General features: G+C 44.1%; 18 protein-coding genes, 1 tRNA gene and 1 other RNA gene. 19 read left to right on the forward strand and 1 reads right to left on the reverse strand.

Annotated features, from left to right (window positions below; genetic code table 11):
- Nucleotides 1–2: 2 nt before the first annotated feature.
- Both HWX64_RS14910 and HWX64_RS14915 read left to right on the forward strand, forming a co-directional pair.
- Nucleotides 3–374 (forward strand): response regulator transcription factor, encoded by a 372-nt coding sequence (locus HWX64_RS14910; RefSeq protein ID WP_175990327.1) that lies wholly within the window; start codon nucleotides 3–5, stop codon nucleotides 372–374.
- The gene (locus HWX64_RS14915; protein ID WP_175990328.1) at nucleotides 361–3,222 is read left to right on the forward strand and encodes an ATP-binding protein; all 2,862 of its coding nucleotides are present in this window, start codon (nucleotides 361–363) and stop codon (nucleotides 3,220–3,222) included. Before HWX64_RS14910 ends, HWX64_RS14915 begins: the two co-directional genes overlap by 14 nt.
- Nucleotides 3,223–3,341: 119 nt before the next feature.
- On the opposite strand, the gene clpP is transcribed toward HWX64_RS14915, so the two are convergent.
- Nucleotides 3,342–3,938, reverse strand: coding sequence for an ATP-dependent Clp endopeptidase proteolytic subunit ClpP (clpP, locus tag HWX64_RS14920; RefSeq protein WP_175990329.1), 597 nt, complete (start codon nucleotides 3,936–3,938; stop codon nucleotides 3,342–3,344).
- Between the two features lie 242 nt (nucleotides 3,939–4,180).
- Here clpP and HWX64_RS14925 point away from each other — a divergent pair.
- The 17 genes from HWX64_RS14925 to HWX64_RS15005 all read left to right on the forward strand — a co-directional run bounded on the left by HWX64_RS14925 (nucleotide 4,181) and on the right by HWX64_RS15005 (nucleotide 23,680).
- Nucleotides 4,181–4,252 (forward strand) — tRNA-Arg (locus tag HWX64_RS14925).
- Between the two features lie 255 nt (nucleotides 4,253–4,507).
- Nucleotides 4,508–5,830, forward strand: coding sequence for an RNA polymerase factor sigma-54 (rpoN, locus tag HWX64_RS14930; RefSeq protein WP_175990330.1), 1,323 nt, complete (start codon nucleotides 4,508–4,510; stop codon nucleotides 5,828–5,830).
- Nucleotides 5,831–5,981: 151 nt separating this feature from the next.
- Nucleotides 5,982–6,233: a glutaredoxin family protein gene (locus HWX64_RS14935; protein WP_175990331.1), complete on the forward strand. Its 252-nt coding sequence runs from the start codon at nucleotides 5,982–5,984 to the stop codon at nucleotides 6,231–6,233.
- A gap of 228 nt (nucleotides 6,234–6,461) precedes the next feature.
- Entirely contained in the window at nucleotides 6,462–7,484 is a 1,023-nt protein-coding gene (locus HWX64_RS14940) for a sugar-binding transcriptional regulator (protein WP_175990332.1), read from the forward strand.
- A 57-nt stretch (nucleotides 7,485–7,541) separates the two neighbouring features.
- Nucleotides 7,542–8,549 carry a type I glyceraldehyde-3-phosphate dehydrogenase gene (gene gap, locus HWX64_RS14945; protein ID WP_175990333.1) on the forward strand — a complete coding sequence of 336 codons (1,008 nt, stop codon included), beginning with the start codon at nucleotides 7,542–7,544 and terminating at the stop codon, nucleotides 8,547–8,549.
- 178 nt (nucleotides 8,550–8,727) lie between these two features.
- Complete coding sequence (pgk, locus tag HWX64_RS14950) at nucleotides 8,728–9,912, forward strand: phosphoglycerate kinase (RefSeq protein ID WP_175990334.1); 1,185 nt, start codon at nucleotides 8,728–8,730, stop codon at nucleotides 9,910–9,912.
- A 39-nt stretch (nucleotides 9,913–9,951) separates the two neighbouring features.
- Nucleotides 9,952–10,713, forward strand: a complete 762-nt coding sequence (gene tpiA / locus HWX64_RS14955; protein ID WP_175990335.1) for a triose-phosphate isomerase — start codon at nucleotides 9,952–9,954, stop codon at nucleotides 10,711–10,713.
- Nucleotides 10,706–12,241, forward strand: a complete 1,536-nt coding sequence (gene gpmI / locus HWX64_RS14960) for a 2,3-bisphosphoglycerate-independent phosphoglycerate mutase (protein WP_175990336.1) — start codon at nucleotides 10,706–10,708, stop codon at nucleotides 12,239–12,241. The genes tpiA and gpmI overlap by 8 nt, the downstream gene beginning before the upstream one ends.
- A gap of 228 nt (nucleotides 12,242–12,469) precedes the next feature.
- Nucleotides 12,470–13,762: a phosphopyruvate hydratase gene (gene eno, locus HWX64_RS14965; protein ID WP_175990337.1), complete on the forward strand. Its 1,293-nt coding sequence runs from the start codon at nucleotides 12,470–12,472 to the stop codon at nucleotides 13,760–13,762.
- Between the two features lie 628 nt (nucleotides 13,763–14,390).
- On the forward strand, nucleotides 14,391–14,618 hold the full coding sequence (secG, locus tag HWX64_RS14970; RefSeq protein ID WP_175990338.1) for a preprotein translocase subunit SecG: 228 nt from the start codon (nucleotides 14,391–14,393) through the stop codon (nucleotides 14,616–14,618).
- Between the two features lie 488 nt (nucleotides 14,619–15,106).
- On the forward strand, nucleotides 15,107–15,853 hold the full coding sequence (locus HWX64_RS14975) for a carboxylesterase (RefSeq protein ID WP_175990339.1): 747 nt from the start codon (nucleotides 15,107–15,109) through the stop codon (nucleotides 15,851–15,853).
- Between the two features lie 27 nt (nucleotides 15,854–15,880).
- Nucleotides 15,881–18,208, forward strand: coding sequence for a ribonuclease R (gene rnr, locus HWX64_RS14980; RefSeq protein WP_175990340.1), 2,328 nt, complete (start codon nucleotides 15,881–15,883; stop codon nucleotides 18,206–18,208).
- A 328-nt stretch (nucleotides 18,209–18,536) separates the two neighbouring features.
- On the forward strand, nucleotides 18,537–19,007 hold the full coding sequence (smpB, locus tag HWX64_RS14985; protein WP_175990341.1) for an SsrA-binding protein SmpB: 471 nt from the start codon (nucleotides 18,537–18,539) through the stop codon (nucleotides 19,005–19,007).
- A gap of 158 nt (nucleotides 19,008–19,165) precedes the next feature.
- Nucleotides 19,166–19,506: a transfer-messenger RNA gene (gene ssrA, locus HWX64_RS14990) on the forward strand.
- Between the two features lie 635 nt (nucleotides 19,507–20,141).
- A complete protein-coding gene (locus HWX64_RS14995; RefSeq protein WP_175990342.1) occupies nucleotides 20,142–20,810 on the forward strand; it encodes a DNA alkylation repair protein in 669 nt (222 codons plus the stop codon).
- 372 nt (nucleotides 20,811–21,182) lie between these two features.
- Complete coding sequence (locus HWX64_RS15000; RefSeq protein ID WP_175990343.1) at nucleotides 21,183–21,530, forward strand: n-acetylglutamate synthase; 348 nt, start codon at nucleotides 21,183–21,185, stop codon at nucleotides 21,528–21,530.
- A gap of 1,052 nt (nucleotides 21,531–22,582) precedes the next feature.
- Nucleotides 22,583–23,680: an L-dopachrome tautomerase-related protein gene (locus HWX64_RS15005; RefSeq protein ID WP_175990344.1), complete on the forward strand. Its 1,098-nt coding sequence runs from the start codon at nucleotides 22,583–22,585 to the stop codon at nucleotides 23,678–23,680.
- Nucleotides 23,681–23,702 lie beyond the last annotated feature (22 nt).

Raw genomic sequence — 23,702 nt, forward strand, 5'->3', positions numbered from 1 at the left:
CCATGGCGAAAATCTTAATTGCCGAAGATGAAGAAGTGTTGAGGATGCTGGTCGTCGATACACTGGAGGATGAAGGGCATGAGCTCCATGAAGCAGCGGATGGCCGGGAAGCCATCACGAGCATCATGGAAAATGACTATGACCTGATCCTCCTCGACTATATGATGCCTTTATATACCGGACTTGAAGTCATCGAAAAGGTACGGAACATCCCGGAGAAAAAGGACGTGAAGATCATGATGGTATCGGCGAAAAGCCAGCAGGCGGATAAAGAACGCGTATTGCAGTCCGGTGCAGATTATTTTATTGCGAAACCATACAGTCCGATGGAACTGGTTCAGCGGATCGAGGATATCCTGAATGAAGAGGATTAAGGGATTTTTCCAAACAAGTCTGCGGAATCAATTCATCGGCGTGATGAGCAGCTTCATCCTCATTTTCCTGATCGGGGCAGCCTGTTTGTTTCTTTACAATCAATACATTACGGATGAATATCAAGCGGAACGGGAAAAACTCAATGAAAAAGAAGCAGTGGCTGAACAGCTGAACAGGGCATTCAGCAAAGCATTCTTTGATGCCCGGGGCTACATTGCATTTGGGAGGCTGGAGCTGAAAGAAAGCATCTACCGGCAGGAAATCGTCATCGAGAATATCATCGAGAAATTCAGGACGCTTGCGATCGAACCGGATGATCAATCCTTCATCAAGGATGTAGAAGAATTCTCTGATTACTATTTCAGGCAAATCGTCGCAAATGCCATTTTAAATTACGATAACGGGGACATTGAAGCGGTAAAAAAAGCATCGGCTGACGGCGGAACCGCCACTGTTGACACATTTCAAAACCAGATGAATGATTATAAGGATTCGCTAGAGGAAAAGAGTGATGAGGCATATGAAGAGGTGAAACGCAAGGAATCTCTCAGCCAGGGAGCCTTTGTTCTATTCATTTTCCTTATGCTGCTGGTATTGATGAGGATCATGAGGATGCTTGCCAAACAGATTGGGTCACCACTCAATCAGGTTGCAACGGCAGCCGAACAGATTGCCGAGGATGAAACATACCAGCGCTGGTCTTTTGAAAACAATCGCAAGGACGAAATCGGGAAGGTTTCGCGGGCATTTGAAAAAATGATCCATCGAATTCAATTGAAGGAAGAAGATCTGCTGGCCCAGAATGAGGAGCTGGTCGCCCAGCAGGATGAGCTTGAGTCACAGCAGTCGAAGCTTGAGCATCTGCTTACGGTTGCCAAACTTCGCGAGCAGCAGCTCGAGCGGCGCAATGAATTCATAAACGGGATTTCCCGTTCCCTCAACAAGCAGGAAGTGCTTGATAGTATTGTAGACACGATGTGCGACGTCATGGATGCCTCGCGAGGCATGATAGTCCTCCTGGATGAGCAGAAGTCGCGTGCATCATGCGGGATATCTGAAACGGGAGTGGGGCAGTTTGTAAATTATATGTATAACGGACTGCATCAGCGTTTATTTCAGAAGAAGGAGCCTTTTTCGATTAAACGTGAGCTTATAGAGGCAGAAAAGGGCTACCATCTTGAAACGATGTATTCCTATGATCTTTTCATCCCGATTTTATCATTGAATAAAGAAGTCGAAGCCATCATGGTCTTCAGCCGTTTCGGCCAAGATTTTAACTCAGAGGAACTCAAAGAATACAGGAGTCTCAGCAAACAGGTTTCCATCTCCCTTCAAAAAATCCATCTGTTTGAAGAGTCGGAAAAAGACCGTCATATGAATCAGGATATCCTGAATAACATCCAGGAAGGCATCCAGCTTGTCGATAACGACGGGAACAGCATGCTGATGAATACGAAATTATCAAAAATCATCAAAGGTGAGCTGTGCGCCCTGCAGCAGGCTCCGTATCCAGAGTGGAAAAGAGCACTTTTAGATCAAGTTGAAAATGAAAAAGGGCTGAACCGATATTATGAAATGGTCATTGAAGGGGAAAAAGCCGGCAGACACCTCCATACGTACCATCTCCAAGATGGAAGGACCGTCTACCAGGTATACTCGGAGGCCCTATACCGAGGTGATGAGAAAGTCGGGACCATCTTCGTGCACCGCGACATCACAAAAGAATTTGAAGTGGATCAGATGAAATCGGAATTCGTCTCCACCGTCAGCCATGAACTTCGAACGCCGTTATCAAGTGTCCTCGGCTTCACTGAATTGATGCTGACCAGAGACTTGAAGCCCGAAAGAACGAAGAAGTATCTGACAACCATCTATCAGGAAGCGAAACGATTGACCTCGCTTATCAATGATTTTCTCGATGTCCAGAGAATGGAGTCCGGCAGGCAGACCTTTGATAAACGGTACGAAGACATCGTCCCGATCATTCAAAATGTCATCAATACCCAAAAGATCAATGTCCCCCATCATACATTCACGATTGAGAAAGATACGGATTGTACGATGGTGCTCGGCGATAAAGATAAATTATCCCAGGCCTTTACGAACCTGATCAGCAATGCCATCAAGTATTCTCCTGACGGAGGGAATATCACGGCACGCGTTTATGAAAAACAGGATAAGGTGTTCATCAATATCATCGATGAAGGACTCGGTATCCCGGATGATGCCTTTCCTAAGTTGTTCACGAAATTCTACAGGGTCGATAATTCAGACCGCAGAAGAATTGGCGGCACAGGACTGGGTCTGACGATCGTGAAGGAAATCATCGAGAATCATGACGGCAGTATCAGGGTCGCTTCTGAAATCGGGAAGGGAAGCACATTCACCATCAGTCTGCCGATGGTGACGCTGCAAACCTTCAAGGAGGAAGAATCAAGCGGGGACGGCATGACGATCACTGTCATAGAAGATGACATCAATCTCGCATCGTTATTGACGACAGAGCTTTCCGGCAGCGGATTCCAGGTGCAGCACGCGAAATCCGGAGAAGACGCGATTGAAAAAATCCATGAGCATAGACCGGATGCCATCGTCCTGGATATCATGCTCGAAGGAGCCTTGTCGGGCTGGGACGTCCTTCAAACCCTAAAAGCAAATAAAGAGCTGTGTGACATCCCGATCATCATTTCTTCCGCACTGGACGAAAAAGAAAAAGGCATCACACTGGGGGCAGTCGATTACCTTGTGAAACCCTATCATCCAAGTGAACTATCAAAAACCATCCTGCATCTGCTCCTGAAAAGCGGGAGGAATGGGGAAGTGCTCATACCGTTTAAAGACGAATAACCACTTGAAGGCCCGTCCCAGACTGCGTTAACGCATTAGCGCAGCGAGGGACGGGCCTTTGGTTTTCATGAAAAAACCCCGGCGGCCAAAGCCGACGGGGCAGACTCTTCAAAAGAGTATTATTTTGTATTCATTTCATTGCGAGTGATGATGCGGTCGATCAAACCGTATTCTTTCGCACGTTCAGCAGTCATGAAGTTGTCGCGGTCCGTATCTTTTGCGATGACTTCAAGAGGCTGGCCAGTGCGGTCTGCAAGGATCTGGTTCAGTTTTTCACGAAGGAATAGGATGCGCTTTGCAGCGATCTCGATTTCCGTCGCCTGACCTTGTGCTCCGCCAAGCGGCTGATGGATCATCACTTCTGCATTTGGAAGGGCAAGACGCTTGCCTTCAGCACCTGCTGCAAGAAGGAATGCTCCCATTGAAGCGGCCATACCGATACAGATCGTCTGTACATCAGGCTTGATGTATTGGATCGTATCATAGATTGCCATACCTGCCGTGATGCTTCCGCCAGGAGAGTTGATGTAGATGGAGATATCTTTCTCCGGATTTTCAGACTCCAGGAATAGAAGTTGTGCTACAATGGAGTTCGCCACATTATCATCGATGGCGCTTCCAAGCATGATGACACGGTCCTTCAACAGACGAGAATAGATGTCGTATGCGCGCTCGCCGCGGTTCGTTTGTTCAATAACTGTAGGAATTAAGTTCATCCTTCGTTCCTCCTTAAAGTACACTTTTTTATTTGTATTTAATACATATTCACTTTGTACTGTAATCATACACTGTTGGTCAATAAAGGTCAAACCTGACGCATCAGCGATTCTTACACTATGTAATCCTTTCTACATCATACCCATCCATTCCTTTTTTAAACAGAGAAAACGTATTGCAATCCTGAAAAAAGTACCTTATAATATACTTTCGTACGATAGTTTTTCACAACCAACTACATGCCCTCGTGGTGCAACGGATAGCACGTAAGATTCCGGTTCTTAAAATGGGGGTTCGATTCCCTCCGAGGGCGTACCAAAATACCGCAGCGTTTTTATAACGCTGCGGTATTTTTTTGTCTTCAGTTGTATCACCGCTCAACTTCCTCCCCGCGGAAAGCAAGTGCCTGGAGCACAAAGGAACCGTCAATGTTAGTTATACGCGCATGATTAAAAGGTATCTTCCTCCTACTAAATTCATAGAATTCTATAAAACAACCAGTCTTCCAAACAATTCCCATTAACGAAAGCCCCGTTTTCATGTAAAATGAAGGGAGGAGGTTAGAAGGATGAATTTGAACACAGGATTATGGCAAAAACAGCAAATGAAGCTTCAAATGACACAACAGCTCTCTCAAGCCATCACCCTCCTCCAATATTCCACGATGGAACTGAATGCTTTCCTTGAAACGAAAGCATTGGAGAATCCCCTCATACAATTAGAAGACCCCGTCATGGACATTCCCGATCGAGGAGAGTCGTATCAAAATAAAGGCAAAGATCCGATAGATTTCACAGAGTTTCTATCAGTCTCGAAGAATACGCTTGATGAACATCTTTTTCTTCAACTAGATTTGAAATCGCTTTCTAAAATAGACTTGAAAGTCATGAAAGAACTGTTTTACAGCTTGGATGATAACGGATACTTGCAAATCGAGACGGAGAATTTCCTCTCCCGGAACCATCTGCCATTGTCTCAGCTGGAACACTATATAGGCATGCTGCAGGAATTGGAACCTGCCGGAATTGGAGCACGTTCCCTGCAGGAGTGCATTTCCCTCCAACTAAGAAGAAAGCGATCTTCGGGATTGGCCCTGACAATCGTGGAGGATCATTTTGATGATTTTGCGGCGAAAAAGTGGAAGGGAATGGCGAAAGAATTAAATGTGGAACTGAAAGACATTCAGAAAGCCGCTGATCTCATCAAGCAATGCAATCCGCGTCCGGGCGCCCTATACAGCGACGGGCCGTCTCATTATATCGCACCGGAATTAGTAGTGAACGTGTTGGACGACAAGACGGTTACCGTCTCATTATTTGACGGTACAACACTCAAAGTGATCTATAATGATGAGTACAAGGTTTTTCTTGAGCATCATTCCGATAAGGAAGTCGGCAGTTATCTAAGGGAGAAAGAACAGGAATTCCATTGGCTGCTGCAAAGCTTGCAGCAGCGCAAACAGACCATTGTAAAAGTAGGGAAATTGATCGTCGAAAAGCAGAAATCCTTCTTCCTGGATGGACCGGCCGGCCTTCAGCCCCTTACATTAAAAGAAGTAGCCGAAGAAGCCGGAGTCCATGAATCCACGATCAGCCGTGCGGTGAAAGGGAAGTATATGCAAACGCCTTATGGCATCTTTGAAATGAAGTACTTCTTCAGTGCCGCCATCAAGTCGCTCCATTCAGAAGACAGCGGGGCAGCTTCCTCCACGACGATCAAAAATGAAATCCAGCGCCTGGTGGACGAAGAAGATAAGAAGAAACCGCTGTCCGATCAGAAAATCGTCAACATGCTGATTGATAAAGGATACGACGTCTCGCGCAGGACCATCGCAAAATATCGGGATCAGCTCGGGATATCTTCTTCGACAATGAGGAAGCGGTATGAATGATAAATAATGATGGAAACTGGTACAACGCCCACACCATTTCCACCAAACCGGCATATATAGTATTATCAGTTGTACCTGGTACAAACACCCTGAATTGTACCAGGTACAATGTATAAAATCTGGCAAAATCACTAAACGGAGGACAACCCCAATGAACCCAGTCATCTTCTACACCAGAAACCAATGCCACCTCTGCACCGACGCGAAACTGAATCTTAAACTCGTCCAGGACGACCTGAAATTCGACATCATCGAAAAGGATATCGACCAGAGTGACGAACTGACGGAACGTTTCGGATTGATGATCCCGGTGGTGGAATATGACGGAGAAATCATCCAGTACGGGCAAATTGACTATTTTACACTTAGCAAGCGTTTACATGAAAAACTCAGTAGTTTCTAGTTGAAATGCGATTTCCATACTGATAGAATGAACGTTGAAAGCAGGGATGAATTTTTTTTGGAGGCAGTGGGACATAATATGTCTATGTGGGACTTTTATAGTCCAGCGAACATAAGCCGCATTCGTTTGACAGTATCCCGCAATGGAAAGCGCACGTTTAGTGGCACTTCCCTTGTGGAATTACTATAAAGTGGCAGTCACTCACTTCCATGTAAGGAGCTTTTACCGATGGAATCCATTATTGATATACAAAAGCGATTATTACCCGACCTGCTTGAAGTTATGCAAAAAAGGCATCAGATTCTCCGTTCGATTCAATTCTTACAGCCGGTCGGCCGCAGGAGTCTCGCGCAGAACCTTGGACTGACGGAACGGGTGTTGAGAAGTGAAGTGGAATTCCTTAAGAATCAGGATCTCATCTCGATCAAGACTTCCGGAATGATCATGACCGAAGACGGCATGAAGCTGCTGGAACGAATCGAAAATATGATGAGAGAGATTTCGGGAATCAATGACATGGAGGAAAGATTACAGTCTTTACTCAATCTTAATGAAATTGTCATCGTTCCGGGGAATAGTGATGAGTCTCCGTGGGTAAAAGAAGAATTGGGGCGTGCGTCAGCTTTTAGTATGAAACAGCGCCTTGAGGGGAATAATATCATCGCTGTGACCGGCGGTTCGACCATGGCAGCTGTCGCAGAAATGCTGACACCCGACTTTTCCGGATCCGACACCTTGTTTGTTCCTGCGCGGGGCGGAATCGGTGAAGATGTGAAGAACCAGGCCAACACGATCTGCGCGAAGATGGCAGAGCATACCGGAATGCGGCACCGCGTTCTTTATGTTCCCGATCAGGTCAGTAAAGAAGTTTACAAGTCCTTTTTAAAGGAACCGATGATTAAAGAGGTCTTAAATTTAATTCAATCAGCAAACATGGTTCTTCATGGAATTGGAGATGCTATTACAATGGCAGAAAGGCGAAAGACGCCACCGGCTGATTTTGAAAAAATCACTGCAGGGAACGCGGTCGGCGAAGCATTCGGCTATTATTTCAATGAGTCGGGGGAAGTGGTACATAAAGTGCCGACCATTGGACTCCAGCTTGAAGATTTGAAGAACATCAAACATGTATTTGCCGTCGCTGGCGGCAGCTCGAAAGCAAAAGCGATTCGGGCATATCTGAAAAGTGCTCCCTCTTCAACAATCCTGATCACCGATGAAGGAGCAGCGAAAGAGCTTTTAAAAGGCTGAGGCCTTTTGAAATATAAAAAAATCATCCTTACACACACTAAAGGAGGAAATAATATTATGGCAACGAAAATTGGTATTAACGGATTTGGACGTATCGGACGTAACGTATTCCGTGCAGCACTTAAAAACGATAACGTAGAGGTAGTGGCAGTCAACGACTTGACTGATGCAAACATGCTTGCTCACCTTTTACAATATGATACAGTTCACGGAACTCTTCAGGAGAAAGTAACTGTTGACGGTGACACACTTGTTATCGGCGATAAAAAAGTAAAAGTACTTGCAGAGCGCGACCCTGCTCAACTTGGCTGGGGAGACCTTGGTGTAGAAGTGGTAGTTGAATCTACTGGCCGCTTCACTAAGCGTGCTGACGCTGCGAAACACCTTGAAGCTGGTGCGAAGAAAGTCATCATCTCCGCTCCTGCAACAGATGAAGACATCACAGTTGTTATGGGTGTTAACGAAGACAAGTACGATGCAGAGAACCACAACGTCATCTCTAACGCATCTTGTACGACAAACTGCTTAGCGCCATTCGCGAAAGTTCTTAACGACAAGTTCGGAATCAAGCGTGGAATGATGACAACAATCCACTCTTACACAAACGATCAGCAAATCCTTGATCTTCCGCATAAAGATTACCGTCGTGCTCGTGCGGCAGCTGAAAACATCATCCCTACAACTACGGGTGCTGCAAAAGCTGTATCACTAGTGCTGCCTGAATTAAAAGGTAAACTGAACGGTGGAGCAGTACGTGTTCCAACTCCAAACGTTTCTCTTGTTGACTTAGTTGCAGAACTAGACAAGAACGTAACGGCTGAAGAAGTGAACGCGGCATTCAAAGAAGCTGCTGAAGGCGATCTTAAAGGAGTTCTTGCTTACAGCGAAGAGCCATTAGTATCAACTGACTATAACGGAAGCCCTGCTTCTTCAACAATCGATGCATTATCAACTATGGTAATGGAAGACAACATGGTAAAAGTAATCTCTTGGTATGATAACGAGAGCGGATACTCTAACCGTGTGGTTGACCTTGTTGATTACATCGCTTCTAAAGGTCTTTAATCCGTCATTAAAGTAAATTGACATTATCAGCAGGGTGAGGATGGATAAATTTTGTCCCACCATCTATAATGGAAAGGGATGAAGGGGAGCGGGGAAGATTCCCCACTCCCCTTTTTCTTGTTCCTATACTGAATTTTCTTTTCATTATGAAAAGAAACACAAAAGGAGGCCTTTTACGATGAATAAGAAATCAATCAAAGATGTTGATGTAAAAGGGAAACGCGTATTTTGCCGGGTGGACTTCAACGTACCTATGTCAGAAGGCAAAATCACTGATGAAACCCGTATCCAAGCTGCACTTCCAACAATCAAGTATTTAGTAGAAGGCGGCGCGAAAGTCATCCTGGCGAGTCACTTGGGGCGTCCAAAGGGTGAAGTAGTAGAAGAACTTCGTTTGACTCCGGTAGCAGAAAGACTTTCGGAGCTGCTTGGCAAGAACGTTGCGAAGGCTGACGAAGCGTATGGAGAAAACGTACAATCCAAAATCAGCGAAATGGCTGAGGGGGATGTACTTGTTCTTGAAAACGTGCGTTTCTATGCTGGCGAAACGAAAAATGACCCTGAACTTGCGAAAGAATTCGCGGCACTAGCCGACCTTTACGTAAACGATGCATTCGGTGCAGCCCACCGTGCGCATGCTTCAACTGAAGGCGTCGCAAAGCACCTTCCGGCTGTGGCAGGTCTTTTAATGGAAAAAGAGCTTGAGGTACTTGGAAAAGCACTCTCAACTCCGGAACGTCCATTCACAGCGATCATCGGCGGAGCGAAGGTAAAAGATAAAATCGGTGTCATCGATAACCTGTTAGATAAAGTGGACAACCTGATCATCGGAGGCGGACTTGCTTACACATTCGTGAAAGCACAGGGCCACGAGGTAGGAAAATCCCTTTTAGAAGAAGATAAAATCGATCTTGCAAAGCAATTCATGAAAAAAGCTGAAGATAAAGGCGTTAACTTCCTTATGCCTGTCGATGTAGTCGTTGCTGATGACTTCTCAAACGACGCAAATACAAAAGAAGTGGATATCGATTCGATCCCATCTGATTGGGAAGCACTTGATATCGGTCCTAAGACAAGAGAATTATTCCAAGCGACAATCAAGGATAGTAAGCTTGTCATCTGGAACGGACCTATGGGTGTATTCGAACTCGATGCATTTGCAAACGGAACAAAAGCCGTAGCTGAGGCGTTGGCCGATGCGACAGATACATACTCTGTCATCGGCGGCGGAGACTCCGCAGCAGCAGTCGAAAAATTCGGCTATGCTGACAAGATGAGTCATATCTCTACAGGTGGAGGCGCATCCCTTGAGTTCATGGAAGGTAAAGAACTTCCAGGTGTTGTGGCCCTTAACGACAAGTAATTCAGCATTTTAAACATGATATAAGAAAGGATGAGCAGTATGCGTAAGCCGATCATTGCAGGTAACTGGAAAATGCACAAAACGGCATCGGAAGCAAAGACTTTTACAGAAGAAGTAAAAGGATTGGTACCTGATACAGACAAAGTTGACTCTGTCATCTGTGCACCAGCCCTATTTTTAGAAAACCTGGTTGAACAAACAAAAGAGAGCAAGGTTTCAATCGGAGCTCAAAACATGCACTTCGAAGAAAGCGGAGCCTTCACTGGCGAAGTGAGTCCGGTGGCACTTGCTGACATCGGTGTGGAATATGTGATCATCGGTCACTCCGAGCGTCGTGAAATGTTCAATGAAACAGATGATTCTGTCAACAAAAAAACTCTTGCTGCATTCAATCACAACCTCACTCCGATCGTGTGTGTAGGTGAAACATTGGAACAGCGTGAAAATAATGAAACGAAAGATCTTGTGGGCTCTCAGGTGAAACAAGCACTTACAGGCCTTACAGAAGATCAAGTCAAGCAGACAGTCATCGCTTATGAACCAATCTGGGCAATCGGAACAGGTAAATCTTCCACTGCAGAAGATGCCAACGAAGTTTGCGCTCACATCCGCCAAGTCGTGGCAAGTGAGTTCTCACAAGCTGCCGCTGATTCTGTACGCGTTCAGTACGGCGGAAGCGTAAAACCGAACAACATCAAGGAATACATGGCTCAATCTGATATCGATGGTGCTCTGGTAGGCGGCGCAAGCTTGGAACCTCAATCGTTCCTGCAACTACTGGAGGCAGGTTCACATGAGTAAGTCACCAACTGCTTTAATCATCTTAGATGGCTTTGCATGCCGTAACACAAAAGAGGGGAACGCTGTTGCACAGGCGAACAAACCGAACTTTGACCGCCTTTGGAATAAATATCCTCATAATCAGTTAACAGCGAGCGGCGAAGCGGTAGGATTGCCAGAAGGACAAATGGGCAACTCCGAGGTGGGCCACCTGAATATCGGTGCTGGCCGTATCGTGTATCAAAGTCTGACTCGCGTAAACCTGGCGATCCGCGAAGGCGAATTCGAAACGAATGCAACCTTCCTTGATGCCATCAACCATGTGAAAGCGAAAGGGACAGACCTCCATGTATTTGGTCTTCTCTCAGACGGCGGCGTACACAGCCACATTGAACACTTATACGCACTTCTTGGCTTAGCGGCACGTGAAGGCGTAAAAAATGTCTATGTACATGCGTTCCTTGATGGACGTGACGTAGGGCCGCAGACCGCACCAAAATACATTGAAGAAGCAGAAGCGAAGATGAAGGAAATCGGCGTCGGCCAATTCGCCACGATTTCCGGTCGCTACTATTCAATGGATCGGGACAAGCGCTGGGAGCGTGTTGAAAAGTCCTACCGTGCCATGGTGTACGGTGAAGGACCTGACTACACTGATCCAAAACAGCTGATCAACGATTCATATGAAAAAGGAATCTACGACGAGTTCGTGCTTCCTTCTGTCATCACAAAAGAAAATGGAGAGCCGGTAGGTACGATCAAGGACGACGATGCCGTTATTTTCTATAACTTCCGTCCTGACCGTGCCATCCAGATCTCAAATACATTCACGAACGAAGATTTCCGTTATTTCGTCCGCGGTGAAAAGCATCCGAAGAACCTTCACTTTGTGTGCCTGACTAAGTTCAGTGAAACAGTGGACGGCTTCGTTGCCTTCAAACCGACGAACCTTGATAACACGCTTGGCGAAGTCCTGTCTCAAAACGGTTTGAAACAGCTCCGCATTGCCGAAACGGAAAAATATCCTCACGTCACGTTCTTCATGAGCGGCGGCCGTGAGAATGAATTCCCAGGGGAAAAACGGATCCTGATCGATTCTCCTAAAGTGGCAACATACGACCTTCAGCCCGAGATGAGTGCATACGAAGTGACAGATGCCCTGCTTGCCGAAATCGAAGCAGACAATCACGATGCGATCATCCTGAACTTCGCGAACCCTGACATGGTCGGCCACTCCGGAATGCTTGAACCGACAATCAAAGCAGTCGAAACCGTCGATGAATGCCTCGGCAAAATCATCGACCTAATCGAGAAGAAAGGCGGGACAGCCATCATCACAGCCGACCACGGTAACGCTGATGAAGTCCTGACAGATGAAGGAAAGCCAATGACCGCCCACACAACCAACCCGGTTCCTGTCATCGTAACAAAAGAAGGAATCGAACTCCGTGACGGCGGTATCTTAGGAGATCTAGCTCCAACGATGCTTGATCTTCTGAACGTGGATCAGCCGAAAGAAATGACGGGTAAATCACTGATTATAAAGTAAGTTTGCAGGACTTATACAAATTTTGTAAGGGTTTTGGGTTAATGCCCAGAGTTGATTGGAGCGGAAGGCACTCGACTCCTGCGGGATATGCGGGACAGGTGAGACCCCGCAGGCGAAGCCGAGGAGGCTCACCGCCCGCCCCGCGGAAAGCGAGTGCCTGCAGCGGAAATCAACGACCCTTTTTAGAAGAGTATGATAAAAACCTAACTATAAAGGAGAGTTATTTTTATGCCATTCATTACAGACGTATACGCACGTGAAGTACTAGATTCACGCGGTAACCCAACAATCGAAGTAGAAGTTTACACTCAATCAGGCGCTTTCGGACGCGCACTTGTTCCATCCGGAGCATCTACTGGTGAATACGAAGCAGTAGAACTACGCGACGGTGACAAAGGCCGCTACCTTGGTAAAGGTGTAGAAAAAGCTGTCGATAACGTAAATAACGAAATCGCTGAAGAAATCATCGGTTTTGACGTAACTGAGCAAGTGGCAATCGACCAGGCGATGATTGCGCTTGACGGTACAGAAAACAAAGGTAAATTAGGTGCCAACGCAATCCTTGGTGTTTCCATGGCTGTTGCACGCGCAGCTGCTGACTTCTTCGGAGTAGAACTTTACCAATACCTTGGCGGATTCAACTCCAAGCAGCTTCCAGTTCCAATGATGAACATCGTCAACGGCGGAGAGCACGCAGATAACAACGTTGATATCCAGGAATTCATGATCATGCCTGTAGGAGCTCCTACTTTCAAAGAAGGACTTCGCATGGGTGCTGAAATCTTCCACAGCCTGAAATCAGTTCTTAAATCCAAAGGCTACAACACAGCTGTAGGTGACGAAGGCGGATTCGCTCCTAACCTTAAGTCTAACGAAGAAGCACTTTCTACAATCATCGAAGCAATCGAAAATGCAGGCTACAAGCCAGGCGAAGAAATCCTTCTTGCAATGGACGTAGCAGCTTCTGAAATCTTCAACAAAGAAGACGGCAAATATCATCTTTCTGGTGAAGGCGTAGTTCGTACTTCAGCTGAGATGGTTGACTGGTATGCTGAAATGTGCGAGAAATACCCAATCATCTCTATCGAAGATGGTCTTGACGAAAACGACTGGGAAGGTTTCAAACTTCTGACTGACCGCATCGGTAACAAAGTTCAGCTTGTCGGTGACGACCTATTCGTTACAAACACAAGCAAGCTTGCTCAAGGTATCGAACAGGGAATCGGTAACTCAATCCTGATCAAGGTTAACCAAATCGGTACCCTTACTGAAACGTTCGATGCAATCGAAATGGCGAAGCGCGCAGGCTACACTGCAGTCATCTCTCACCGTTCAGGTGAAACAGAAGACAGCACAATTGCTGATATCGCAGTGGCAACAAACGCCGGCCAAATCAAAACAGGTGCACCATCACGTACAGACCGTGTGGCTAAGTACAACCAATTGCTTCGTATCGAAGACCAATTGGCACACACTGCACAATACCTTGGTGTGAACACATTCTATAACGTTAAGCGCTAATTGATTTAGCGATAGGAAACAGCCCCGTTTGGTGACGGGGCTGTTTTTTTGGTTTTGGGTCGCCTGTGGTATCTGGTGCCGAATTAAGCGGCATATACTTCGGGACTGAGGGCTCAGTCGGCGAGGGTGAGAGACTGATCAACGGCTGAAGAAATAGTTTTGCATCGGAATGCATTCGTTTTCCCTGTTTTTATTAAAAATAGACAAATAAGTCTTTTAAAAAAGCTGCCAAGAGGCAAAATAGCGGTGGTTTATTAAGGGAATCTCCTTCGAAAAGGGGTTTTCATGCCACTTTTTCAACTTTACAATCCACATTTCGAATTTACGTGCAACTTCTTAAAAATACATTCCAGTTTTCTGAAATGCGTTCCACTTTTCATTTTTATGAGCCTCTTAAAATCATTATAATCTGCCCCCAGCAAGCCTCGGGCTCGACCACTTAAAACCTTAATTTTTCAGTTTGGCTGCCCTGGTTCCATATAATATAGGAATTCATCCTGGCGCGGAAAAGAACCAACTGTCCCCCAAACCCAACACTTTCCACAATTATGCGAATATTACCTTGTCCGTACCATATCCCTATGGTAAACTAATAATGTTGTAATGTTCGTATCAGGAGGTGGGACTCATGCACGCTTTATTAGTCACTTTACTTATCATTGATTCAATTGCACTTATCGCTATTGTTTTACTTCAATCAGGTAAGAGTGCTGGACTTTCAGGGGCCATCTCTGGTGGTGCAGAACAGCTTTTCGGTAAACAGAAGGCACGTGGTATCGACTTGGTACTCCACAGAATCACAATTGTGTTATCTGTTTTATTCTTTGTTCTAACAACTGCAATCGTAGCTATATAATACAAAACCTGATCTTTCATAGGGTCAGGTTTTTTTATTTTTAGCCTGCTAAATACCGCTATTGATTTACGTGCAAGACTTCGCTTTCCGCGGGCGGCCGGTGAGCCTCCTCGCCGCATGCGCGCCTGCGGGGTCTCACCTGTCTCGCTTTTCCCGCAGGAGTCTTCGTCTTGCACTCCAATCAATAGCTGGATTGCTTAAAACAATTACTAACCACAACCAAATTAAAAACGAAATATTGGATTATAACCACCATCTTTGCTAAAAATAAAGAGTAAACCATTTAAACGATCGTTTAATATGACGAGCCCATACGCACCAAGGGTTCGCCAACGTTAATCAAACGTTTGTTTAAAAAATTTCTGTAAAAACCCATTACATAAACAATCTATTTAAACAACCGTTTAAACCGATAAAGACCGAAGCAGCAAGCTTTTAAAATCTTAATCAAACGTTTGTTTAAATTCAGAGAAAAGGAGTTCATATAAATGAAGACCGTTTTACCAAAACCATTTACATTTGAAGCCGGCCCGAGAGCCGTTCTTCTGCTGCATGGATTCACAGGGAATTCAGCGGATGTGAGAATGCTCGGCCGCTACCTGGAGAAGAAAGGCTATTCTTCACATGCACCGCATTATAAAGGACATGGAGTTCCGCCTGAAGAATTGGTTCATACCGGACCTGAAGACTGGTGGCAGGATGTCATGAATGGATATCAGCATCTGAAGGATAAAGGGTACGAAGAAATTGCAGTGGCAGGACTTTCTTTAGGTGGGGTATTTTCCTTGAAATTGGGTTACACTGTACCTGTAAAGGGTATTGTACCGATGTGTGCGCCTATGTATATAAAAAGTGAAGAAGTCATGTATAAAGGGGTCGTGGAATACGCCCGTGAATTTAAGAAATTTGAAGGAAAACAGGAAGATCAAATTGAAAGAGAAATAGAAGAGTTCAAGAAAACGCCAATGAACACATTGAAAGCTCTTCAGGAACTGATTGCCGATGTACGTAATAATGTCGATATGATCTATTCTCCAACATTTGTCGTACAGGCAAGACATGATCACATGATCAATACCGATTCTGCCAACATTATTTATGATAATGTCGAATCGGACGAAAAGGACCTTAAATGGTACGAGGAATCTGGACATGTCATTACACTGGATAAGGAAAAAGAGCAGCTTCATGAGGATGTGTACAATTTCCTTGAGAAATTGGATTGGACTGTTTAATGAATAGCAAGAGCAGGAGGGATTGTCATGGACGAAAATATTAAAGAGCATGTGGATAAACTCCTTTCCTACATGAAAGAAGAGGCCTATAAACCGCTGACGGTACAGGAGCTTGAAGAAGCATTCGGAATCGAAGGCTCAACCAACTTCAAGGATTTTGTCAAGGCGCTCGTCGTCATGGAGGAAAAGGGGCTTGTGGTACGCACCAGGAGCAACCGCTACGGCCTGCCGGAAAAAATGAATCTAGTAAGAGGGAAGGTATCCGCCCATGCAAAGGGGTTTGCTTTCGTCATACCTGAAGAATCAGGTCTGGATGATATCTTCATCCCTCCCAATGAAACGAACAACGCGATGCACGGGGATATCGTACTTGTCCGCGTGTCTTCCAACACATCCGGATCGAGACGGGAAGGAACGGTCGTCCGCATCGTGGAACGCGGAGTCGACCAGATCGTCGGAACGTTTACTCAAAGCAAGCACTTCGGTTTTGTCATCCCGGATGATAAGAAGTTTGCAAGCGACATCTTTATCCCGAAGTCTGCCCAAAAGGGAGCGATCGAAGGGCATAAAGTCGTTGTGAAATTGACGTCGTATCCTGAAGGAAGAAAGAGTGCTGAAGGGGAGGTTGTCGAAATCCTCGGTCATAAAAATGATCCAGGCGTCGATATCCTTTCAATCATCCATAAGCATGGCATCACGGTCGATTTCCCTGAGGAAGTGATGGAGCAGGCGAATAACGTTCCGGATACGATCGATGAATCAGAGATTCCGAATAGACGGGACCTTCGTGATCAGACCATCGTCACGATTGACGGAGCGGACGCGAAAGACCTCGATGATGCGGTCACTGTGACAAAGCTCGACAACGGGAATTACAAGCTGGGAGTACATATCGCAGACGTTACCTACTATGTGAAAGAAAGCTCTCCGATTGATGAGGAAGCCTTTGATAGAGGAACAAGCGTGTACCTCGTCGACCGGGTGATCCCGATGATCCCGCACCGCCTGTCGAACGGGATCTGCTCATTGAATCCGCAGGTGGATCGTCTGACACTTTCCTGTGATATGGAAATCTCACCGGATGGGGATGTCGTCAAACACGAAATCTTCCAAAGTGTGATCAAGACCACGGAAAGAATGACTTACTCTGATGTAAATAAAATTCTTGTCGACAAAGACGAGGAGCTTCGTAAACATTATGAACCGCTTGTGCCGATGTTCGAGCAGATGGAAGACCTTGCCCAGATCCTCCGTACAAAACGGATGAAGCGCGGTGCCATCGACTTTGATTTTAAAGAAGCAAAAGTGCTGGTCGATGACGAAGGTGAACCGACGGATGTCGTTCTTCGTGAACGCTCGGTTGCGGAGAAACTGATCGAAGAGTTCATGCTTGTTGCCAACGAAACCGTCGCGGAACACTTCCACTGGATGGAAGTACCGTTCATTTATCGTATCCATGAAGATCCGAAAGAAGACAAGCTGCAGCGCTTCTTCGAATTCATCACGAACTTCGGGTTGATTGTAAAAGGCACAGCCAATTCCGTGCACCCGCGTGCCCTTCAGGAAATCATTGAAGATGTGCAGGGTAAATCGGAGGAAATGGTTGTATCCACGATGATGCTCCGTTCGATGCAGCAGGCGAAATACGATCCTGAAAGCCTGGGTCACTTCGGACTTGCGACAGAGTTCTATACTCATTTCACATCGCCGATCCGCCGTTATCCTGACTTGATCGTTCACCGCCTGATCAGAACGTACCTGATTGAAGGCAAGCTTGATCAAGCGACCCGCGATAAATGGGGAGCGCAAATGGGCAATATCGCGCAGCATACCTCAAGCCGTGAACGCCGTGCCGTAGACGCTGAGCGCGAAACGGATGAACTGAAAAAAGCAGAGTATATGGAAGACAAGGTCGGGGAAGAGTACGATGGTATCATCTCCTCTGTCACGAATTTCGGTATGTTCGTCGAGCTGCCTAACACAATTGAAGGTCTTGTCCATGTCAGCTATATGACAGACGATTACTACCGTTTTGACGAGCGTCATCTCGCCATGATCGGAGAGCGGACAGGCAACGTCTTCCGCATCGGTGACGAAATCACGATCCGCGTCGTCAGTGTCAACAAAGACGAACGCGCCATCGACTTCGAAATCGTCGGCATGAAAAACAACCGCAGGGAGCGGCCGTCCGAATCCCGCACATTCCGCTCAGACAGCGGAAAAGGAAAATCCCCGTCACGCAAAAAAGACGACGGAGAATGGTCAACAAGACCTCCTAAAAACAACAAAAAGAAAAAGAAAAACAAAAAACACTACGAAAACGCCCCAAGAAGTAAACGTAAAAAGAAGAAGTAAGATTTTTATTTGAGGTGTTAAGTTCTAATAATGTTGAGGGGAAAGTGATATCAGCTGTTTCCAGCTTTTGATTGGAGTGCAGGACGAAGACTCCTGCGGGAAGAGTAGCTAATGTGAGACCCCGCAGGCGAAGCCGAGGAGGCTCACAAGCTACCCGCGGAAAGCGAAGTCCTGCACGGAAATCAAAAGCGGTATGAGAAAGTCGATATCAATAAAGCCAGGAGCAAATGGTATTCACCGTTGCTCCTTTCCTTTTCATACAAATCTACATCAAAATATGAGATAATAATAAAACAAACTCGACAGAAAGAGAAAAGAGGGGATACACATGCCAAAGGGAGAAGGCAAGCTCATTGCCCAAAATAAAAAAGCCCGCCATGACTATGCAGTAGAAGAAACATACGAAGCCGGACTTGTCCTGCAAGGAACAGAAATAAAAGCCATCCGAGCCGGACGCGTAAACCTGAAAGATTCTTTCGCCCGAATCAGAAACGGCGAAGTATTCGTGCACAACATGCACATCAGTCCATATGAGCAGGGAAACCGTTTCAACCACGAACCGCTAAGAACACGTAAACTTCTGCTTCACCGCAAGCAAATCAACAAATTGATCGGTGAATCCAAAGAAGCAGGTTATTCAATTGTACCGCTTAAGCTCTATATCAAGAATGGTGTAGCGAAACTACTAATCGGTCTTGCGCGAGGTAAGAAGAAGTATGATAAGCGTGAAGATCTAAAGCGTAAAGAAGCAAATCGCTCCATTCAAAGAGAACTTGCTCAAAGACAAAAAGGCATGTAGTTGTACTGATTTCCGTAATCTTACAATTGCATTCTGCTGTAGATTTGTTATAATAGTATTTGTCGCGAGGTAATCAAGCGGCTGTAAGAACAATTGAATAAGTGACTTACACGCTGAACTTATTCTTTCCCGTTCTTCCCTTTCTAATATGGGGACGTTACGGATTCGACAGGGATAGTTCGAGCTTGGGTTGCGAGCCGTAGGGATCGTCTACGTTAAAACGTCAAAGCCAATAATAACTGGCAAAACTAACAATAACCTAGCTTTAGCTGCGTAATAGCGCTTTAGCTGTTCCTCCCTCCATCGCCTATGTGGTAGGGTAAGGGACTCACTCTTAGTAGGCTACGCCGGAGTCCACCGTCTGAGGACAAAGGAAGAGACTAATCAGACTAGCTGCACGGACGCCCGTCGATAGGCAGAAGCTGCAGTGAACTTGCGAATATATCGACTACGCTCGTAGACGCTTAAGTGGCGATGTTTCTGGACGTGGGTTCGATTAGTAATAGTCGCCTTATGTGGCAACACATAAGTGAAAATTTGGCTTTATCGGTGAAACCTAAGTCACAGAATGTGTGATAAGGCAATGCCGAGCGGTATGTGGAGCAATCCAACAGCCGTGTATCGACTTATAGGCTGCCAAGCTATGGCAGTACTAGGATGCGGGATCCTATCTGACAACAGATAAATCTACATTTCGCATAATACGCCAAAGGACCTCTACTACAGGTTCAAGATATAGTCAGTGCCATGTCGAAAGCATGGAAGTGCACGTCCCACCGTCTCCACCAAATACATATTTGGTGGTTTTTATTTTGTGGATACAACCATAAAATTACTATTTTGGAAATCTTATACTTCAAGTTTATATACAGAAAAGCCATGCTCTGTTTGAATGCAGGAGCATAACTTTTATTATTTCTTAAAAATGGTTATTCAGTAAAGGGCCAGATTGTTGAAGATGTAGTGTAGCACTGGTAGTGGAAAACCGTACCATAAATAACGGCGTAATGAATCATTCATTTTACTTTGTTATGGTACAATTGTACGCAATAAGACTTATAAAGAAACTTAGTTATTCATCTATCCCGCCAATGACATATTATGAATCAGTGCTTTAATAAGGAGTTGTTTCAAATGAATAAAAATAAAAGCACAGATATAAAACGCTCATCAAAAGCAGAAATCATTCTACCTCAGATCAATAGTAAAACAAAGCTAGGCGACTTACGAAAAATAGCGAAGGACATTAAAAAAGATCACGAACTAGCTATGGAACTTTGGTCAACCGGAGAGTTTTTGCCAAGACTATTGGCAATCTTAATTATGGACAAAAAACTACTTTCACAAGATGTACTAAATAAGCTTGATAAGGATATGCAGACTCATACATATGATGAGCGAAATAACTTAATGGATTGGTTAATGGCTAATCAGCTCACCAAAAACAAGAAGAACATTGCATTGATGGAGTTATGGAAAAATAGTCCTTCTGCTCTTCAAAGGAGAGCTTTCTGGTATTTTCAAGGGCGATTGAGATGGACTGGACAAACACCGCCTGATAACACCGCAGACTTACTATCTGCAATTGAAGCTACTATTACCCAGGAAGAACCGGAAGTTCAATGGGCTATGAATTTCACCGCAGGCTGGATAGGCGTTTATGATGAAAAGTATCGAGCACGTTGTATAAAACTTGGTGAGAAAACGGGTCTTTACAAAGATGAAATGGTATCAAAAGGATGTACTCCCAATTATTTGCCGGAGTTCATTACGATTGAAGTTAACAAACGAATTAATAATTAGTTACCATTGAAAAATTCATAAGGGTTTGATATGAAAATAAAGGCCTCAATATGGACAGGATCTGAAAGTAAGCTTCCAGGTCCTTTTTTGCTTGGAGGGAAATTTCAAAAATTTATTATGAGAAGCATTAGTGCAGTATTGTTGAGCATCAAAATAGGTATAAGGTGAAATCGTATGCTTAAATTAGTATGTTTTGGGGACAGTATTACAGCTAGAAAAGAAGGATTGGATACGCCACGTTATTTGAGTCAAATGAGAAAAAGTGTGCATTAGAGAAAAACAGGTCTTGTATGTCGATAAGAAGAGATAATTTGATACAGTAAAAATATGTGTTAAACTATTTGAAAATTGGGAATTTAAGGAGTGTTTTTTGTGATAAATTATGATGGACGTAAGTTTGTATCAATTGAAAATACAGCTAATGGAGAAGTTTCTTCAAAAACTTTTTTTGAATATAAACAGGAAGGGAATATACTTTCAGCAACTTATAGTGGAGGTGAAATTGTAAAAGGAATATTAATTGGGATTGTGAAGGAAGATGGATGCTTACAGTTTAGGTATAACCATGTAAACATTAAAAATGTTATTAGGGGAGGTCAATGCTATTCTACTCCTGAAATTCTATCCGATGGCAGACTTCGCCTCCTAGAGAGTTGGAAATGGTTAGATAGCAGCCAAAGCGAAGGAGAATCAATTGTTGAAGAAGTTATACATTTATAAAATTGTAATAGGGAAGTAGAACTAGCACAGAAGAGGATATCTGACGAGTGACACAATAGTTGTGGTTATTACTGTATTTTATAGTAACCAATCTGGACTATTGTGTCATTTTTTTGACACGAAAATAATTACAATCTTGTTAAATGACACAAATTACAATATCGAAAAAGCCATAATAAACCCATATTCTGTTAAAGGGCCATTTAATGGAAGAACTCTTTAATACTAAGTTGACAATAAGTGCGTGATAAAGAAAGTATGGTTATCAGTGAAAAATAAATAAAAAATGCTGTTTTCGCATATAACCAGGTTATTCTGGCGAATTATGCTTATTTTTTGGGTACTTGGGATAAGGTTGCGTGTTCATGTTCGCTTTAAACATTTGTTGCAATTGCTCTATTTGGTCTAAATTACGACTTTGATCCTTTTGATCCATAGAAACCTCCTATAGAAATAATTTTCTTCTAGGCAATGTATGTGTTATTCACAACAAATAATGTAATAGAAGTGTGAAAAAGTTGTTTGCTTTCAACACAGAATCGTATTCTTCTTCAAAAGAGAAACCTTTTTCTTGGTGTCGGGATGCTGTGAACAACCGATGAAGTGATGAAAGCATTTGAAACAGGTGTACCTTTATTCGCTTTAGGAAGGGAATTGATAATGGAACCTAAGTGGGTATTAAAAGTACAAGCGGGTGAAGAAGACAAAATTTCGTATAAAATTCTCTAAAAAAGATCCACAAGAACAGGCTTCCTTTATTAATGGAGTAAACCTTCGGGTAGATGGCGGTTCGGTTGCGAGTAGATAAATTAAGCTAATTCTCAAGAAAAAACTTAAACAAAAAAGCTAGATTTTTCGACAAACTGAAAGAATTACCATTAGAATGCAATCGGTCATTCTTTTTTGTTTTCCTTACCGACAGGCGTGTTTTTATAATATGTGCACTTCCATAAAGTAATTTAATTGATTTTAGTCAATTAAGAACAATTCACTAAAATAAATTTAAATCATATATATTTGATATCCCGTGCGTAATTTTTGAGGAGGATATCATGAAACCTATGTTACCTATGGAAAAATTTTTCGGTAAGTTAGAGCTAGTATATGAATTTTATGGGGCTATGCCGACAGGCGTTAGTGTATCAGAAACCGGTCGTATTTTCATTTGCTTTCCGAAATGGGGAGACGACGTTAAGTTCACAGTGGCGGAAATTGTTGGAGATACTTTGGAGCCTTACCCTAGTTTAAAAACCAATTTGGGTAGTCAAGGTAATATTACAATGTCTTTCATCAGTGTCCAAAGTGTATTTGCGGATGGAAGGGGAACACTTTGGGTTTTAGATACAGCGGCACCTAATTTTTCCGAACCAATTAAAGGAGGGGCAAAATTAGTCGCTGTGGATTTAAAAACCAATACAATAAGAAGAGTTTATACTTTTACAGAAGATGTTGTCCTGCCAACAACTTATCTGAATGATGTCCGATTTGATTTTCGAGTTGGAAAAGCAGGTTATGCTTATATAACGGATTCATCTTCCAAAGGACCAGGAGCTATAATCGTTGTGGATTTAGAAAATGGAAATGCGTTCAGACGGTTAAATGGAGTAAATTCCACTTCACCCGACCCTTATTTTTTACCGAAAGTAGAAGGAGAAATTTTGATGAACCGAAACAAAGATGGCTCAACATCTCCATTTAGATTGGCGTCTGATGGTATAGCGATTTCTCCCGACGGAAAGGTTTTATTTTATTGTCCACTTTCCAGCCGGCATTTGTATTCAATCTCAACAGAAGCTCTAAGAGACCGAACGATACCGGACACCGATTTACGTTACCAGGTTGAGTACTGGGGAGAAAAAGGTGCGTCTGATGGGATGATCAGCGGGGCAAAAGGAAACCTTTATGCCGGAGACTATGAAAACAACAGTATTCGAAAAATATTGCCAAATGGCATAATGGAAACCATTGCTCATGATCCGAGAATTTTATGGCCGGATACTTTTTCAATTGGGCCTGATCAATACTTATATGTCATTGTGAACCAATTACATCGGCAGGCAAGGTTTCATTATGGAAAAGACCTGCGACAGAAACCGTATAGTTTACTTCGTATGAAAATTGATGAATTCCCTGCTTCTACCTTTTCGTAATAAAACATAGATGAATAATTTT

The sequence above is a fragment of the Bacillus sp. Marseille-Q1617 genome, from assembly GCF_903645295.1.
Lineage (GTDB): Bacteria > Bacillota > Bacilli > Bacillales > Bacillaceae_B > Rossellomorea.